Here is a 15,654-nt window from a genome sequence, read left to right as displayed (position 1 = left end):
GTATGACTCGGAGAAGATGGCGGCGCTGCTGAAGAACGCCTTCGGCCTGGAGCCGGTGGAGACGGCGGAGGCGGCGGACGTGCTGCTGCTCAACACCTGCTCCGTGCGCGAAAAGGCGCAGGAGAAGGTGTTCGACGAGCTGGGCAAGTGGAAGCGCTGGAAGGCGGAGAAGCCCAACCGCATCATCGGCGTGGGCGGCTGTGTGGCCTCTCAGGAAGGGGAGCTGATCCGCAAGCGTGCGCCCTACGTGGACGTGATCTTCGGCCCGCAGACACTGCACCGCCTGCCGCAGCTGATCCGCGAGGCGCTTGCCGCCCGGCAGGAAGGGGAGAAGAAGGCGGCGGTTATCGACATCTCCTTCCCGGAGATCGAGAAGTTCGATCATCTGCCCAGGCCGGAGGCCAGCTCCGTCACCGCCTATGTGTCGGTCATGGAAGGGTGCTCCAAATACTGCACCTTCTGCGTGGTGCCCTACACACGCGGCGAGGAGGTGAGCCGTCCGTTCGAGGATGTGATGGCAGAAGTGCGCGCGCTGGCCGCCCAAGGGGTGCGCGAGATCAACCTGCTGGGGCAGAACGTCAACGCCTACCGTGGCGAGATGGTCGACGGCGATACGGCCGACCTGTCCATACTCATTCACGCGGTCTCGCAGGTGCCGGGCATCGACCGCATCCGCTTCACCACCTCGCATCCCAACGAGATGACGCCAGCGATCATCGACACCTTTGCCGAGGTGCCGGAACTGGTGTCCCATCTGCACCTGCCGATCCAGTCCGGCTCCGACCGCATTCTGGCGCTGATGAAGCGCAACCATCTGGTGCTGGAGTACAAGTCCATCATCCGGCGCATCCGCAGGCACCGTCCCGATCTCAGCCTCTCCGGCGACTTCATCGTCGGCTTCCCGGGCGAGACGGAAGAGGATCACCTCAAGACGCTGGAACTGGTGGAAGAACTGCAGTATGACCGCTCCTTCAGTTTCATCTACAGCCCGCGGCCGGGCACGCCGGCGGCCAGTCTGCCCGATGACGTGCCCATGGAGGTGAAAAAGCGCCGCCTCTACGAGCTGCAGGAACTGCTCAACCGCCAGACCCAGGCCTTCAGCGAAGCCATGGTGGGCACGGTGCAGCGGGTGCTGGTGGAGCGCCCTTCCCGCCGGGATCCCCGGGAGATGTCCGGGCGCACCGAGAACAATCGGGTGGTCAACTTTCCGGGCGCGCCGGAGCTGATCGGCCAGTTCGTGGACGTGAAGATCACCGACGCCTTCACCAACTCCCTGCGCGGCGAGGTTGTCGATCTGCCCGAAGCCGGGCGGGTAGACGGCCCGCAGTACTACGCCCTATGAGCGAGCACCTGCTGCATTCGGTTTCCTTCGAGCTGACCCCCCACGACAACGAGCGGCTGCAGAACCTGGTGGGCTGGCGCAACGAGCACCTGGAGCAGGTGGAGCTGCGCCTCGGGGTGGAGGTCAACCATCTGGGCTTTCAGTTCAAGGTGACCGGACTGGCCGACCGCATCGTGCGCGCCGAGCAGGTGATCCGCGACCTCTACGAGCAGACCCGTCATGAGACGCTGGAGCCGTCCAGCGTGCATCTGGCGTTGCAGAGCGTGGCCGAGGCGCAGCCGCGTGGGCAGGTCGAGGAACGCATGCTGCGCCTGCGCCGCAAGGTGATCCGCACGCGCAACCCCAACCAGGCGGCCTATCTGGACAATCTGGCCGCGTTCAATATCAACTTCGGTGTGGGGCCGGCGGGCACCGGCAAGACCTATCTGGCCGTGGCCGCAGCGGTGGACGCGCTGGAAAAGGAGCAGGTGCGCCGCATCGTGCTGACCCGCCCTGCGGTGGAGGCGGGCGAACGGCTCGGCTTTCTGCCGGGTGATCTCAGCCAGAAGGTGGATCCCTACCTGCGTCCCCTGTATGACGCCCTCTACGAGATGCTCGGCTTCGAGACGGTGGATCGGCTGATCGAGAAGAGCGTGATCGAAATCGCGCCGCTGGCGTTCATGCGCGGGCGCACCCTCAACGAGGCGTTCATCATTCTGGACGAGGCGCAGAACACCACCGTGGAGCAGATGAAGATGTTCCTCACCCGTCTGGGCTTCGGCTCGCGCATGGTGATCACCGGCGACATCACCCAGTGCGACCTGCCGCGCCAGCAGAAGTCCGGCCTCAGGGACGTGCTGGAAGTGCTCGAAGGGGTCGAGGGGGTGGGCTTCACCTTCTTTCAGGCGCAGGATGTGGTGCGCCACCCGCTGGTGCAGAAGATCGTGCGCGCCTATGATCAGGCGGACCGTCTGCGCAGGGAGACATCATGATCGAACTGCAGTGGGCCGTGCCGGTCGAAGCCGTTCCCGCCGAGGATCAGCTCCAGCGCTGGGCGGAAGCGGTGTTCGCCCGCACCGGGCGCCGGGGCGGGGCGACGGTGCGCGTGGTCTCGCCGGACGAGAGCCGCACGCTCAATCGGGAATACCGGGGCAAGGACCGGCCCACCAACGTGCTGTCCTTTCCCATGGAGCTGCCTGCGGAGGTGGCCGAGGCGCTGGGCGAGCGCTGGCTGGGCGACTTGGCCATCTGCGCCGAAGTGGTGCGGCAAGAGGCCGCCGAGCAGCACAAGCCGTTGGAGGCGCACTGGGCGCACATGGTGGTGCACGGCCTCTTGCATCTGATGGGCTATGACCATATTACCGAGGACCAGGCCTGCGAAATGGAGGCGCTGGAAATCGATATTCTGGCTGATCTGGGCTTTGCCAACCCCTACCTTGAGAAGGACGCATGAAAGACACTGACTCGTCACACAGTCCCAGCTGGCTGGACCGGGTGAAGACCCTGTTCAGCGACGAACCCAAATCCCGTGAAGATCTGCTGACCCTGCTGCGCGAGGCGGCGCAGGACGGGCTGATCGAGCCTGACGCCGAGCGCATGATCGAACGGGTGCTGCATGTTTCCGACCTGCGCGTGCGCGACGTGATGATTCCCCGCAGCAAGATGCGCGCGGTGGAGCTGGACCGCCCGCTGGATGAGGTGCTGCGCTTCATCGTGGGGGAGGGGCACTCCCGCTATCCGGTGATGAACGCCAGCGACGAGGTGGCGGGCGTGCTCATCACCAAGGATGTGCTGCGGGCGCTGGTCAATGGCGAGCTCAACGAGCACGCCGATCTGGAGCGACTGCTGCGCACACCGGTGTTCGTCCCCGAAAGCAAGCGGCTCAACGTCATCCTGCGCGAATTCAAGAGTGGGCGCACCCATCTGGCACTGGTGGTGGATGAATATGCCGAACTGTCCGGCCTGATCACCATTGAGGACGTGCTGGAAGAGATCGTCGGCGAGATTGAAGACGAATACGACGAAGAAGAGAAATACGTGCGCAAGCGCAAGGGCTACTGGCTGGTGGACGCCCAGATGCCGCTGGAGGACTTCAACCGCTACTTCAACCTCGACGTGGACTGTGACGAGGTGGAGACCGTCGGCGGCTGTGTGGTCAAGGCACTTGCGCACATTCCCGAGGAGGGGGAGCAGGTGGCGCTGGAAAACCTGCAGCTGGAGGTCACCCGCAGTGATGGCCGGCGGGTGCAGGAGGTGAAGGTGACCCTGCAGGACGCCCAGTCCGGTGAGGAAGCGGGTGAGCGGGACGACGACGCCTGAGCCCCGCTGGCGCTACTGGCTGCGTGCGCTGGTGCCACAGCGCCATGACCTGCTGGCGCTGGTGCTGGGGGCCGTGTCGGTGGCGGGCTTCGCCCCGCTGGCGCTGGCGCCGCTGACGCTGCTGGCGCTGACCGGTCTCTTCTGGCTCATCTGGCAGGCGGACACGCCCCGGCAGGCCGCCCGCAGGGGGCTGTGGTTCGGCCTGGGGCAGTTCGGTGTCGGCGCCAGCTGGCTCATCTCCAGCGTTTCCATCTACGGCGGCGCGCCCCTGCCGCTGGGCGTGGCGGCGGTCTTCCTGTGGGTGCTCTACCTCAGCTTCTATCCGGCACTGGCGGCCTGGCTGGCGCGTCTCTTCTCCAGCCGCACCTTCCCCGTGCTCGGACTGCTGGTCATCTATCCGGCCGCCTGGGTGGCGGGCGAGTGGCTGCGTGGCCATCTGTTCGGCGGCTATCCCATGCTGCAGGTGGGGGTGAGCCATGTGCTCACCTGGCTGGATGGCTACGCGCCCATTTTCGGCGTGCTGGGCGTCAGCTGGGCGGTGGCGCTGACGGCGGCGGCGCTGGTGTGGCTGGCGGTGCGGCAGGCGTGGATCGGCGCGGCGCTGCTGATCGCCGTGGTGTGGCTGACCGGCGGCAGCCTGCGGGATGTGCGCTGGACCGAGCCCGCGGGCGATCCGGTGAGCGTGGCGTTGTTGCAGGGCAATGTGGATCAGGCGGACAAGTGGAAGCCGACCATGCTCTATCCCACCCTCAAGCGCTATGTGGCCATGACACGCGAGCAGCTCACCGCCGATGTGATCGTCTGGCCGGAGACGGCCGTGCCGGCTTTCTTCGATCTGGTGGAGAAGGGGGCGCTCAAAACCTTTCTCCATGACGCCCGGGCGCTGGGCAAGGATATTCTGCTGGGCGCCATCTGGCGGGATGAAGACCGCCGCCACTACTACAACGCCCTGATCAATGTGGGGCATGTGCCCTATCAGGTCTACCGCAAGTATCACCTGGTGCTCATCGGAGAGTACTATCCGTTCGGTGACCTGCTCAAGCCGCTGTTCGACTGGCTCAACATTCCCTTCGACCAGTTCACCCCGGGGCCGTTTCCGCCCAGGCCCATGAAACTGGGCGACCACCACGCCGGCATGGCCATCTGCTTCGAGACCTATTTCGGCGATGAGCTGCGCCGTCAGCTGCCGGAGGCTGACTACTTCATCACCGTCAGCAACGACGCCTGGTTCGCCCACACGCTGGAGCCGGCCCAGGCGCTGCAGGACGTGCAGATGCGCGCCATCGAGCTGGGACGGGACTTCGCCCGCGCCACCAACACCGGCCTGACCACCCATGTGAACGCCCGGGGCGAGATCGTCGCGCAGTTGCCCGCCTACACTCAGGGCAGCCTGCGTGCCCGGGTGCAGCCACGCAGCGGGCTGACCCCCTACGCCCGCTGGGGGGATCTGGCGGTGCTGATGCTGCTGGGCGCCGTGTTCGGTTTCGTGCTGGCGGCGCGCTACCTGCGCGGCGGGCTGCGTTCTGGCCGCAAAACGGCTGGAAAATAGCGCAGAATGGCCCTTTTCACCTCTCAGGCATGAAAAAACCGCGCTTTTTCCGGCGCGGTTTTTCGGCGGTCTGCAAAAATGGGGGAGACCCCGTCTCTGACGGGGCTTCAGCGCTCACAGGGCGTCCATGAAGCCCTGCATCTTCTGGATCACCGTCCGGTTCCAGTCGTCGAAGGCGGCATTGCCGATGGCCTCCACGATGGCCGGCAGGTTGTAGAAGCTCAGGCGCGCCTTGCCGTCAGCTGTCTCGTGCACGGCCACGGCGCAGGGGAGCAGGGCGCCGAAGTCGGCGTCCTTCTCCAGCGCGTCCTTGGCGATCTTCGGATTGCACAGCCCGAGGATGCGGTAGGGCCGGAAGTCTTCGCCCAGCTTGTTCTGAATGGTCTGCTGAATGTCCAGCTCATAGACCACCCCCAGCTGATGCTCGGGCGCCAGCGCTTTGATGCGCTCGACCGCCTCATCCACGCTGCAGTCCAGATTCTTGCTCAGTGCGTAGTTCATCTGTTCTCTCCTGTTATCGATATTGACGCAGATACCACCACTCGAAGGCCATCTTGGCCCAGTGCATCAGGCGGCAGGGCGGCAGCAAGGTGGTGCCCTTCTCGGTGCGCTTGACCAGAATGCCGTGGGTCAGGGTGTCGATGATACAGATCAGCTCGTGCCTGATGGTCTGCTGCGGCGTGCCGCCGTTGAGCTCGCTCAGCAGGTTGCGGGCGGCCACTTCCGCCTGAATGTCGGCGGCGTGGGCCTGCTTGGCCTGCCACTCCGGGCCGGGGAAGCTGCCGGCATCGCCCGCCACATAGGTCTTTTCCAGTCCTTCCACCCGGGCATGGGCGTCGGCGCGGATCAGTCCGCCTTCGGACAGGGGCAGGTCGCTGTCGGCGGCAAATGCCGGGCCGGTCATGCCGGGCATGAACAGGATCAGGTCCGCCTCGATCTCGCCACCTTCGGTGATGACCTTCTTCTCCTCGAAGCCCTTGATCTTGTGGCCCAGGTGGGTCTCGATGCCCTTTTTTGCCATCATCTCCACCAGTTTGCCGGGCACCTGCGGGCCGAGGCGCTTGCCCGGCTCCGGCGCCGGGTTGAAGAACACCAGTCTGAAGCGTTCGCGCCGCCCCTGTCGACGCAGCAGGGTGTCGATGCCGAAGAGGAATTCGAACATGGGACCGCCGCGCATGGCCGCAGGTTCCTTCGGGTTGCCGCCGAAGCCGATGGCGATGGTGCCGCCGCTCATGGCGTCCAGCCGGTCACGGATCTTCTCCGCCGCCGGGATCCCCTCGCAGGGCGTGATCACATGCTCGATGCCCGGCAGTTTCCTGATGAAGCGGCCGCCGGAGGCGATGATCAGGCCGTCGTTGGCATGGGTGGTGCCATCCTCCAGCTCCACGGTACGTCCGCCATCGCTGATGCGCTTTACCCGCCCTTCGATGAAGTTGACGTTCATGCGGCGGAAGAAGTTGGTGAGGTCCACCCGCAGGTCGTCGCCGGACTTCAGACGGGACGGCAGCCAGATGAGGCTGGGAAGATAGATCATCTCCGCCTTGGGAGAAATGACGGTAATATTGACGTTTCGGTCCTGCCGGCGCAGCGTGCGCACGGCCGTCAGCGCGGCAAAACCGGTACCCAGAATGGTGATGTTCATGGCGCCCTCCTTGAGGCAGGTTATCGGAGCATTATATATAAGCGGCTTTTAATAAGAACAAGGGCTTTCTATGGATGCAGATAAGCACAACCGCATCATGCAGCGGCGCAAGCGCTACATGGAACGGCGCATGGCCGAGGCGCGCGCCGACAAGGGGCTGCTGCTGGTGCTCACCGGCGACGGCAAGGGCAAGAGCAGCTCCGCCTATGGCATGGCGCTGCGGGCGCTGGGCCACGGCATGACGGTCGCGGTGCTCCAGTTCATCAAGGCTCCGGCGGAAACGGGTGAGCAGAAATTCTTCGCCGGCCATCCCGGTGCGGTGATCCACGCCCTGGGCGAGGGGTTTACCTGGGATACGCAGGATTTCGAGCGCGACCGGCAGCGGGCCGAAGCGGGCTGGGAGGTGGCGCGCCGCTATCTGGCGGATGCGGACACGGATCTGGTCATTCTTGATGAACTCTGCGTGGCGCTGGCGTATCATTACCTGAATTGGGAAACGCTGCGCGAAGATGTGCTCAAGCGTCCGGCCCATCAGCATGTCATCATTACCGGTCGTGGCGCGCCGCAGGCGCTGATCGATGATGCCGATACGGTCACGGAAATGCGGCCGGTTAGGCATGCGTTCGAGGCGGGCATCCGTGCCCAGAAGGGGATCGAATTTTGAACCAGAATCTGCTCTATTTTCTGCTGACCGTGCTGGTTATTCTGTTGGTGGCCTGGCTGTGGCCCACCCGGCCCGCGGATGATGAGGAGACGCTCAACAGCCAGGACTGGCGCATTCAGGACTTCAGAACCGGGGAATCGAATGAGAAACATGATGAAAAGTAGCCTGCTGCTGGCGGCCATAGCCCTGCTGGCGCTGACCGGCTGCGAGAAGGTCACCAACCAGGCCAAGAACCTGCAGTCCGACTGGGTCGGTCTCAAGCGGGTGGTGGAGATCCGCAGCTGTTTCGACGGCAAGCTGATCAAGCGCTATGAGGGCGTGGTGCGTCTCAATCCGGAGGACCAGTATGGCGCCTCGCTGCTGATTGATGGCAAGAAGCTGCACACCAACATGTGCTACATCATCCGTGAGCAGGGCCTGCGGGAGCAGCCCATCGGCGGAGGCGTGCAATGAGAGCCCTGCTTGCGCTGGCCGTCATGCTGCTGCTTTCCGGGTGTGGAGTGCTCAAGACGGTCAAGTCCTCCGGTGACACGGTGATCGACTGGGGGCGCAGCGCCGTGGCCGCCGCCGGAAACCGCATTCATCCGGTGACGGTCAAAAAGCTGCCCGAGCGAGAGGGTCAGCCGGCCTTTCTGCTGCGCCAGCAGTATGACGAGCCGCCTCAGCTGGGCACCTTTGCACTGGACAACACGGCCATGGGCCTGTGCCCAAAAGGCTATCTGCTGGATACCAGCTACGCGGTCAGCCCGCGGAAGTTCGGCGACTCCCGCGTCGAGTGCGTGGGCGCTGATTGTCGCTACGCGCTGGTGTGGAAGATCCACTGCGAGGAAGTGCCGCGGGAGCCTTTCTCCATCTTCGGGAAGTTCTGACATGAAGCAGGTCAAGGCAGGCAGCACCGTTGACATCAGGTTTTCCCTGTGTCTGATCGACGGCACGGTGGTGGACCAGACCGAAGCGGACGAAACGTTACAGTTCACGCTGGGGGACGGCACCCTGTTCGAAGGGCTGGAGCGCTGGCTGATCGGTCTGGAAGAAGGCGAGCACAAGCAGTTCACCCTGTTCCCGGAAGATGCCTTCGGCAATCCGGACCCGGACAATGTGCAGGAACTGTCCCGGGATCTGTTCCCTGCCGACATGGATCTGGAACGGGGTCTGGTCATCGGCTTTTCCGGCCCGGCCGGGGATGACATTCCGGGCACCATCGTTGCCGTGGAGGGGGACCGGGTTACCGTGGACTTCAACCACCCGCTGGCCGGTCAGGTGCTGGTGTTTGACGTGACGGTGGAGCGTATCTACGACTGACCGTCTCTGCCGTGCTCGGGGCAGGCGGGGCCCCGCGCCGTCATCACCGCGTGATCCCGCGGCAGCCAGGCGCCGCATTCCACGCAGCGTACGGTTTTCATCTCCTTTGTCCCGCCGGATGTCTCCGCTTCCGTCTTTTTCATGCCCTGCAGCCGCTTGGCGATCATCATGATCACGCCGAAGATCACCAGCACCAGCAGCAGAAAGATAAATGCCCGCATGTAAAGATCCCTTACCGTTCAAATCGCGTCTCACCCGCTAAAATAGCATAAACCGCCATGAGGAAGACCCATCCATGAACCTGCATGAGTATCAGGCCAAACAGCTGTTCGACCACTACGGCATTCCTGTCCCACGCGGTGTGGTGGTGGAACGACTGGATGCACTGGACGGCGCGCTGGCCGAAATCGGCCTGCCATGTGTCATCAAGGCGCAGATTCACGCCGGTGCCCGCGGCAAGGCCGGTGGCGTGCGTCTGGTGCAGACTGAAGAAGACGCCCGTCAGGCCGCCGAGGCGCTGCTGGGGCATGAGCTGGCCACTCCCCAGACCGGCGGCAAGGCACTGCCGGTCAATGCCCTGCTGGTGGAGCAGACCCTGCCCATTGCCCGCGAGCTCTATCTGAGCCTGCTCATCGACCGGGGCCGCCGGCGCCACACCTTCATCCTCTCCACCGAGGGGGGCATGGATATCGAACAGGTGGCCGAGCAGACGCCGGAGAAGATCGTGACCCTCGTTGTAGATCCGGTCACCGGTGTGATGCCCTTTCAGGCCAGACAGGCCGGTTTTGCGCTGGGGCTGAAAGGTGACGCTTTCAAGATGCTCGGTAAGGTACTTGACGGCCTCTATCGCCTGGCGGTGGACAAGGATCTGTCGCTGGTGGAGATCAACCCGCTGGTGCTGACCGAAGACAACCGTCTGATGGCGCTGGACGCCAAGATCAATGTGGACGACAACGCCCTCTACCGTCAGCCGGACATTCAGGCCATGCACGACCCCACGCAGGAGGACCCGCGTGAGGCCCATGCCCGCCAGTTCAGCCTCAACTATATCGCCCTGGACGGCAACATCGGCTGCATGGTCAACGGCGCCGGTCTGGCCATGGCCACCATGGACCTGATCAAGCTGCACGGCGGTGCGCCGGCCAACTTCCTCGACGTGGGCGGCGGCGCCACGGCGGAGCGGGTGGCCGAGGCGTTCAAGCTGATCACCTCCGATCCGGGCGTGAAGGCCATTCTGGTCAACATCTTCGGTGGCATCGTGCGCTGTGACCTGATCGCCGAAGGCATCATCCGGGCGGTGAAGGAGGTGGGGCTGGAGCTGCCCGTGGTGGTGCGGCTGGAAGGCACCAACGTGGAGGCCGGTCGGCGCATGCTGGCCGAAAGCGGTCTCAATCTGGTGGCGGAAAACGATCTGGAAGCGGCGGCGCGCAAGGTGGTGGCGCTGGCCGGGGAGGGCACGGCATGAGCATTCTGGTCAATCGGGACACACGGGTCATCACTCAGGGCTTCACCGGCAGGCAGGGCACCTTCCACTCCGAACAGGCCATCGCATACGGCACCAATCTGGTCGGCGGTGTCACCCCGGGCAAGGGGGGGCAGACTCATCTGGACCGGCCGGTGTTCGACACGGTGCACGATGCGGTGCGGGAAACCGGCGCCAATGCCAGCATGATCTACGTGCCGCCGCCGTTTGCCGCCGACGCTATTCTGGAGGCGGTGGACGCCGGCATCGAGGTGATCACCTGCATCACCGAGGGCATTCCCGTGGCGGACATGCTCAAGGTGCGCGCGGTGCTGGACCGCAGTGACAGCGTGCTCATCGGCCCCAACTGTCCGGGCGTGATCACACCCGGCGAATGCAAGATGGGCATCATGCCCGGCCACATTCATCTGCCCGGCAGGGTAGGGATCGTCTCCCGCTCCGGCACGCTCACCTATGAGGCGGTGTGGCAGACCACACAGGCCGGGCTGGGACAGTCCACCTGCGTGGGCATCGGCGGCGATCCCATTCAGGGGATGGATTTCATCGACTGCCTGGCCCGTTTCGAGGAGGACCCCCAGACCGAGGGCATCATCATGGTGGGCGAGATCGGCGGGGATGCCGAAGAGCGCGCCGCCGCCTTCATCGCCGAGCATGTGACCAAGCCGGTGGTGGCCTACATCGCCGGCGTCACCGCGCCGCCCGGACGGCGCATGGGCCATGCCGGCGCCATCGTCAGCGGCGGCAAGGGCACTGCCGAGGCCAAGATGGCGGCGCTGGAGGCCGCGGGCGTCACCGTGGTGCGCTCGCCGGCGCAGATGGGCGAGGCCATGCAGCAGCGGCTGGGGGCGGCATGAGCGGTGTCACCGTCGTCATGGCCCAGATGAACCCCGTGGTCGGGGATCTGACGGGCAATACGGACAGGGTGCTGGCGCTGGCGCGTGAGGCCATCGAGCGGCATGAGGCCGACATCATCGTCTTTCCAGAAATGTGCCTGACCGGCTATCCGCCGGAGGACATCCTGCTGCGTCCCGGTCTCTATCCGCAGGTGCAGGCGGCGCTTGACCGCCTGTGCGAGGCGAGGCTGCCCGCGGTGCTGGTGGTGGGCTATCCCATGACCGATGCGCTGGACGAGCGCTTCAACATGGCGGCATGGATCGACCACGGCCGCATCGAGGCGGTCTATATGAAGCAGTTCCTGCCCAACTATGGCCCCTTCGACGAGAAGCGCTATTTCAGCCCCGGCAAGCAGGCGTGCGTGATCGAGCACAAGGGTGTGCGCTTCGGGCTGCTCATCTGCGAGGACATCTGGAAGCCCACCGCCGTGGAACGGACGGTGGAGGCAGGTGCCGAGGTGCTGCTCAACATGAACGCTTCGCCGTTCCATGCGGAAAAACAGAGCGACCGGCTGGCGGTGGTGCGCCGGCGTGTGGATGAGTTCGGCCGACCGGTGATCTATGTCAACCAGGTGGGCGGACAGGACGAGCTGGTATTCGACGGCGCCAGCTTTGCCGTGGACGCTGGAGGTGAAGTGCGCGTGCAGGCGCCCGCCTTCGAGGAGGGGCTTACACCGGTGCGTATCGAGCGGCAGGGAGATGGGGCGACAATTCTTGCCGGCGAGCAGGCACCGTTGCCGCGGGCGGAAGCGCGTCTCTATGGCGCACTGGTGACCGGCGTGCGTGATTTCATCGACAAGAACGGCATTCCCGGCATCGTACTGGGCCTTTCCGGCGGGATCGATTCGGCGCTGACGCTGGCGGTGGCGGTGGATGCGCTGGGGCCCGAGCGGTGCGAGGCGATCATGATGCCCTTCCACTACACGGCGCAGGCCAGTGTGGAAGATGCCGAGGCCGAGGCTCGAACGCTGGGTGTCAAGTTTTCCGTGCTGCCCATTGCGCCCGGTTTTGACGGCATGGCACGTTTATTGCAAGCGCGACTGCCGGAGATCAGCGGTGTGACCGAGGAGAACCTGCAGGCCCGCCTGCGCGGTGTGGCGCTGATGGCCGTCTCCAACGCCAGCGGCAGCTTGGTGCTGTCCACCAGCAACAAGTCGGAGACGGCGGTGGGCTATACCACGCTGTATGGCGACATGGTGGGCGGTTATGCACCCCTGAAGGACGTGCTCAAGACACAGGTGTATGAACTGGCGCGCTGGCGCAACCGGCAGTCTCCGGTGATCCCGGAGCGGGTCATCACCCGGCCGCCCAGCGCCGAGCTGCGGCCCGACCAGGTGGATCAGGACAGCCTGCCACCCTATGAGGTGCTGGACCGAATCATCCACGCCTATGTGGTGGAGCAGAAGACGCCGGAGGCCATCATCGCCGAGGGCATTGAGCGGGAAGCGGTGCATCGGGCCATCGAGCTGATCAACCGGAATGAGTACAAGCGGCGGCAGGCGCCGCCGGGGGTACGCGTCACCACGCGCAGCTTCGGCCGCGATCGGCGCTATCCCATTACCAGCCGCTATCATGAGCCGATCTGAGCAGGAATGCCCATGACCCGAGCCCGTTCGGAAAAACTGACCGACCTGACCACGTCCGATGTGCTGACAGAACTGTTGCAATGGCAGCAGGCCATGGTAGAGCAGATGCTGAACCAGGCTGACCGCCAGGCAGTGCTCAAGCACATTTGTCAGCGTATGGAAGAACGGGTGCCCGGTGCACAGGCCATGGTGCTGATGCACCGTCCCAGCCGCAACGCCTTGGAGGTGATGGTGGCCGGCCGACTGGATCGGGTGGCCCAGCGACGCTTCCAGCATCTTTTCAATGACGCTGACCACTGCATCTGCAGCCGAACACTGCGGGAAGGTACCCCTCTGTTCATTGAAGATATTCATCACGACAGTCGGTGGAGCAAGGTGCGCAACATCGACGAGCTGCGCATGCTGGGCGCCTGCTGGGCCGAGCCGATTCTGGGTGAAGGTGCAGTCATCGGTGTGCTGTTTCTGGCTTTTGATGCGCCTGCTGCGGCCACTGCAGAAGGAAGGGCTGTGCTGCGACAGGGTGCACAGCTGGCTTCGCTGGCGTTGCGACAGGCAGAGCTGTCACAGCGGGTGCGTCAGCTGACGGAGCAGGACCCGCTGACGCTGCTCTACAACCGGGAAAAGCTCAAGCGCGATGTTAATGCCCTGTTTCAGCGGGGCACTCCTTTCGGCTGCATCCAGATCGATGTAGATCTGTTCAAGGAGGTCAATGACGCCTATGGCCACCCCATGGGGGATGCCATGCTGGTGGAGCTGGCCCGAAGACTGGAGCGGGTGCTGATCGACTTTCCTGGTCGCCTCTATCGTTTTGGCGGTGATGAGTTCGTCATCATCACCCAGGTGTGCGAGATGGACAACCCGCGTGCTCGCATGGAGGCCCTGTGTGAAACTCTGGTTCGGCAGGCGGGTGAGACGCTGGAGCTGGACGGCATCCTGTTCAATCCGTCCATCAGTCTGGGCATCAGCTGCGGTGAGGAAGCCAAAGGGGATTACAATGAGTTGATGCGCATGGCCGATGCGGCGCTGGCAGCGGCCAAAAGTGCAGGACGCGGCACCTGGCGTTTCTTCGAGCCGGGCATGGTCACGGAACTGAAGGAAAGCCTGCGGGTGGCTTCCATGCTGCGGGCGGCCCTGGCGGACCGCACCTCAAACCAGCTGGATGTGCACTATCAGCCCATCCTCAATGCGACCACTGGCTCGGTGGAAACCTTCGAGGCGCTGATCCGCTGGACCCATCCGGACGAAGGCTCCATACCGCCTTTCAAGTTCGTGCCGGTGGCGGAGAAGAATGGGCTGATCCGGGAACTGGATGAGCGGGTTCTTGAGATCGTGCTTGCGGATCTCAAGCAGTGGCAGGCACAGCTGCCGGTGCTGGATTTCACCGTGGCGCTCAACCTGTCGGCGCAGGAATTCGAGCGTCAGCATGTGGAGCGTCTGGTGCGAAAAATTCACGACAGTGGTCTGGCTTCGCACCTCGAATTCGAGATCACCGAGTCGATCATGATGTCCAACACGGAGGAGACTATTGCGCTGCTCGACATGATTCGCAAGACCGGTGTGGCGGCATTGGCCATGGACGACTTCGGTACCGGCTACTCCTCCATGGGCTATCTGAAGCGTTTTCCCGTCAACAAGCTCAAGATCGACCAGTCACTGGTGCGGGACATTGACACCGATACCCAGGACCGCGCCATCGCACGCGCCGTGGCCGCACTTGGACGGGAGCTCTCTCTCAAGGTAGTGGCCGAAGGGGTGGAGACGGACACCCACCGGCAACTGCTGGCCGGGCAGGGCATCGACCTTTTGCAGGGGTATCTGTTCGCCAGACCCATGCCGGGTGAGGCGGTGGTGCCTTGGTTGAGTGCCCATAACCGGCAATGTCAGCTGCTGCCCGGTTGAGTTTCAGCAAATTTGCAGCCGTGTCGTAATTTGTTAGACTGGAGACGTCGATAACTGCCAGCGGGACCTCTCCCATGTCTGAACCCGCTCCTTTCTGCGATGATGTCTCCGGTGATGTGCCCACCCTGTCCAATCTCGGCGTCAACGAGATACTGCGCCTGTATGCCTGGCAGAAGGACATTCTTGCGCGGCTGGCGGCGCAGGAGGATGTGGAAGACCTGCTGGACGAGATCTGCCGGGTGGCCGAAGAGATGGTGCCCGACGCTGTCGCCTCCATCATGCTGTTCGATGAGGCCGCAGGGGTGCTCAACGTCAAATCCGCGCCCTCCCTGCCACCCAGCGCCATTTCCGCCTTCAACGGCCTCAAGCCGGGGCCGGGCGGTGGCTCCTGCGGCAATGTGGTCTGGTCCAAGGAGCCCCAATATGTCTGCAGCATCGCCACGGATCCCCGCTGGAACGACATCCGGGATCTGGCGGTGACCTTCCATCTGGGTGCCTGCTGGTCGCATCCCATTCATGGCGATGGCGGAGAGGTGATCGGCACCTTCGCGCTGACTTCATTCGAGACCCGTGAGCCGGATCAGTTCCAGAAGAACATCCTTGAGCTGGGCGCTCATCTGGCCGGCAGCGTGCTGCGCCTGACCCGCGCCCACGAGCGCGAGCTGCTGGCCGCCTATCACGATCCGGTCACGGGTCTGCCCAACCGCCAGAAACTGCTGGCAGACATGGAAGACTTTGCAGGTCGTCCGCTGGCCTGTTTCTATCTGGATCTGGATCATTTTCAGCAGATCAATGATGTCTTCGGGCAGGAGGCGGGGGATGCCGTGCTCAAGGAAGTGGCTGCACGGCTGTGCGACCGCCATGATGACGACTGGCCACACTGCTACCATCTTGGCGCGGATGCCTTTGTGCTGATGTGGCAGGCAGACGAGCTGTCACATCCTGCGCTGGAACGGCTGGCGGCACAGCTGCTGGGTCAGCTGGAGAGGCCCATTG

18 protein-coding genes are annotated in these 15,654 nt (G+C 64.1%); 15 read left to right on the top strand and 3 right to left on the bottom strand.

What is annotated here, in order from left to right:
* From miaB to lnt, 5 genes are all read left to right on the top strand, one after another.
* The coding region (gene miaB / locus F8K16_RS05570) for a tRNA (N6-isopentenyl adenosine(37)-C2)-methylthiotransferase MiaB (RefSeq protein WP_294948072.1) at positions 1–1,342 on the top strand (1,342 nt) is incomplete at its 5' end.
* The gene (locus F8K16_RS05565) at positions 1,339–2,313 is read left to right on the top strand and encodes a PhoH family protein (protein ID WP_294948070.1); all 975 of its coding nucleotides are present in this window, start codon (positions 1,339–1,341) and stop codon (positions 2,311–2,313) included. The genes miaB and F8K16_RS05565, both read left to right, overlap by 4 nt.
* Positions 2,310–2,774, top strand: a complete 465-nt coding sequence (gene ybeY / locus F8K16_RS05560) for an rRNA maturation RNase YbeY (protein ID WP_294948068.1) — start codon at positions 2,310–2,312, stop codon at positions 2,772–2,774. Before F8K16_RS05565 ends, ybeY begins: the two co-directional genes overlap by 4 nt.
* On the top strand, positions 2,771–3,640 hold the full coding sequence (locus F8K16_RS05555; protein ID WP_294948066.1) for a transporter associated domain-containing protein: 870 nt from the start codon (positions 2,771–2,773) through the stop codon (positions 3,638–3,640). Before ybeY ends, F8K16_RS05555 begins: the two co-directional genes overlap by 4 nt.
* A complete protein-coding gene (lnt, locus tag F8K16_RS05550; RefSeq protein ID WP_294948064.1) occupies positions 3,618–5,189 on the top strand; it encodes an apolipoprotein N-acyltransferase in 1,572 nt (523 codons plus the stop codon). The genes F8K16_RS05555 and lnt overlap by 23 nt, the downstream gene beginning before the upstream one ends.
* A 114-nt stretch (positions 5,190–5,303) precedes the next feature.
* Here the strand turns inward: lnt and F8K16_RS05545 are convergent, their stop codons facing one another.
* Together F8K16_RS05545 and F8K16_RS05540 are read right to left on the bottom strand one after the other, a co-directional pair.
* The gene (locus F8K16_RS05545) at positions 5,304–5,690 is read right to left on the bottom strand and encodes a DUF302 domain-containing protein (protein WP_294948062.1); all 387 of its coding nucleotides are present in this window, start codon (positions 5,688–5,690) and stop codon (positions 5,304–5,306) included.
* A 13-nt stretch (positions 5,691–5,703) separates the two neighbouring features.
* On the bottom strand, positions 5,704–6,831 hold the full coding sequence (locus F8K16_RS05540) for an FAD-dependent oxidoreductase (protein ID WP_294948060.1): 1,128 nt from the start codon (positions 6,829–6,831) through the stop codon (positions 5,704–5,706).
* A gap of 70 nt (positions 6,832–6,901) precedes the next feature.
* Here F8K16_RS05540 and cobO point away from each other — a divergent pair, with 70 nt between their 5' ends.
* The 5 genes from cobO to F8K16_RS05515 are packed head-to-tail and all read left to right on the top strand — an operon-like array spanning position 6,902 to position 8,797.
* Positions 6,902–7,495, top strand: a complete 594-nt coding sequence (gene cobO, locus F8K16_RS05535; RefSeq protein ID WP_294948058.1) for a cob(I)yrinic acid a,c-diamide adenosyltransferase — start codon at positions 6,902–6,904, stop codon at positions 7,493–7,495.
* Positions 7,492–7,659: a hypothetical protein gene (locus F8K16_RS05530; protein ID WP_294948056.1), complete on the top strand. Its 168-nt coding sequence runs from the start codon at positions 7,492–7,494 to the stop codon at positions 7,657–7,659. The genes cobO and F8K16_RS05530 overlap by 4 nt, the downstream gene beginning before the upstream one ends.
* On the top strand, positions 7,649–7,948 hold the full coding sequence (locus F8K16_RS05525) for a hypothetical protein (protein WP_294948054.1): 300 nt from the start codon (positions 7,649–7,651) through the stop codon (positions 7,946–7,948). The genes F8K16_RS05530 and F8K16_RS05525 overlap by 11 nt, the downstream gene beginning before the upstream one ends.
* The gene (locus tag F8K16_RS05520; protein WP_294948052.1) at positions 7,945–8,364 is read left to right on the top strand and encodes a hypothetical protein; all 420 of its coding nucleotides are present in this window, start codon (positions 7,945–7,947) and stop codon (positions 8,362–8,364) included. The genes F8K16_RS05525 and F8K16_RS05520 overlap by 4 nt, the downstream gene beginning before the upstream one ends.
* 1 nt (position 8,365) lies before the next feature.
* Positions 8,366–8,797, top strand: coding sequence for an FKBP-type peptidyl-prolyl cis-trans isomerase (locus tag F8K16_RS05515; RefSeq protein WP_294948050.1), 432 nt, complete (start codon positions 8,366–8,368; stop codon positions 8,795–8,797).
* Here the strand turns inward: F8K16_RS05515 and F8K16_RS05510 are convergent.
* A complete protein-coding gene (locus F8K16_RS05510) occupies positions 8,788–9,018 on the bottom strand; it encodes a hypothetical protein (protein WP_294948048.1) in 231 nt (76 codons plus the stop codon). The genes F8K16_RS05515 and F8K16_RS05510 overlap by 10 nt on opposite strands.
* Before the next feature lie 74 nt (positions 9,019–9,092).
* Between F8K16_RS05510 and sucC the strand changes: the two genes are divergently transcribed.
* The 5 genes from sucC to F8K16_RS05485 form a co-directional block, all read left to right on the top strand.
* Positions 9,093–10,262, top strand: coding sequence for an ADP-forming succinate--CoA ligase subunit beta (sucC, locus tag F8K16_RS05505; RefSeq protein ID WP_294948046.1), 1,170 nt, complete (start codon positions 9,093–9,095; stop codon positions 10,260–10,262).
* A complete protein-coding gene (sucD, locus tag F8K16_RS05500; protein ID WP_294948044.1) occupies positions 10,259–11,134 on the top strand; it encodes a succinate--CoA ligase subunit alpha in 876 nt (291 codons plus the stop codon). The genes sucC and sucD overlap by 4 nt, the downstream gene beginning before the upstream one ends.
* A complete protein-coding gene (locus F8K16_RS05495) occupies positions 11,131–12,759 on the top strand; it encodes an NAD+ synthase (protein ID WP_294948042.1) in 1,629 nt (542 codons plus the stop codon). Before sucD ends, F8K16_RS05495 begins: the two co-directional genes overlap by 4 nt.
* 12 nt (positions 12,760–12,771) lie before the next feature.
* Complete coding sequence (locus F8K16_RS05490) at positions 12,772–14,658, top strand: bifunctional diguanylate cyclase/phosphodiesterase (protein WP_294948041.1); 1,887 nt, start codon at positions 12,772–12,774, stop codon at positions 14,656–14,658.
* Between the two features lie 74 nt (positions 14,659–14,732).
* Positions 14,733–15,654 (top strand): GAF domain-containing protein (locus F8K16_RS05485; protein ID WP_294948039.1); only part of this gene is annotated, 922 nt, incomplete at its 3' end.

Origin of the sequence: Sulfurivirga sp. (assembly GCF_015490265.1) — a bacterium.
Lineage (GTDB): Bacteria > Pseudomonadota > Gammaproteobacteria > Thiomicrospirales > Thiomicrospiraceae > Sulfurivirga.
Note: the sequence above shows the minus strand (reverse complement) of the source record. Positions and strands in the feature narration are given on the sequence as shown.

Excerpts from the sequence above, each read along its gene's own strand:
- F8K16_RS05565 (WP_294948070.1), top strand. The coding sequence starts at position 1,339 with ATGAGCGAGCACCTGCTGCATTCGGTTTCCTTCGAGCTGACCCCCCAC.
- ybeY (WP_294948068.1), top strand. The coding sequence starts at position 2,310 with ATGATCGAACTGCAGTGGGCCGTGCCGGTCGAAGCCGTTCCCGCCGAG.
- F8K16_RS05555 (WP_294948066.1), top strand. The coding sequence starts at position 2,771 with ATGAAAGACACTGACTCGTCACACAGTCCCAGCTGGCTGGACCGGGTG.
- F8K16_RS05545 (WP_294948062.1), bottom strand. The coding sequence starts at position 5,690 with ATGAACTACGCACTGAGCAAGAATCTGGACTGCAGCGTGGATGAGGCG.
- F8K16_RS05540 (WP_294948060.1), bottom strand. The coding sequence starts at position 6,831 with ATGAACATCACCATTCTGGGTACCGGTTTTGCCGCGCTGACGGCCGTG.
- cobO (WP_294948058.1), top strand. The coding sequence starts at position 6,902 with ATGGATGCAGATAAGCACAACCGCATCATGCAGCGGCGCAAGCGCTAC.
- F8K16_RS05525 (WP_294948054.1), top strand. The coding sequence starts at position 7,649 with ATGAAAAGTAGCCTGCTGCTGGCGGCCATAGCCCTGCTGGCGCTGACC.
- F8K16_RS05520 (WP_294948052.1), top strand. The coding sequence starts at position 7,945 with ATGAGAGCCCTGCTTGCGCTGGCCGTCATGCTGCTGCTTTCCGGGTGT.
- F8K16_RS05515 (WP_294948050.1), top strand. The coding sequence starts at position 8,366 with ATGAAGCAGGTCAAGGCAGGCAGCACCGTTGACATCAGGTTTTCCCTG.
- F8K16_RS05510 (WP_294948048.1), bottom strand. The coding sequence starts at position 9,018 with ATGCGGGCATTTATCTTTCTGCTGCTGGTGCTGGTGATCTTCGGCGTG.
- sucC (WP_294948046.1), top strand. The coding sequence starts at position 9,093 with ATGAACCTGCATGAGTATCAGGCCAAACAGCTGTTCGACCACTACGGC.
- sucD (WP_294948044.1), top strand. The coding sequence starts at position 10,259 with ATGAGCATTCTGGTCAATCGGGACACACGGGTCATCACTCAGGGCTTC.
- F8K16_RS05495 (WP_294948042.1), top strand. The coding sequence starts at position 11,131 with ATGAGCGGTGTCACCGTCGTCATGGCCCAGATGAACCCCGTGGTCGGG.
- F8K16_RS05490 (WP_294948041.1), top strand. The coding sequence starts at position 12,772 with ATGACCCGAGCCCGTTCGGAAAAACTGACCGACCTGACCACGTCCGAT.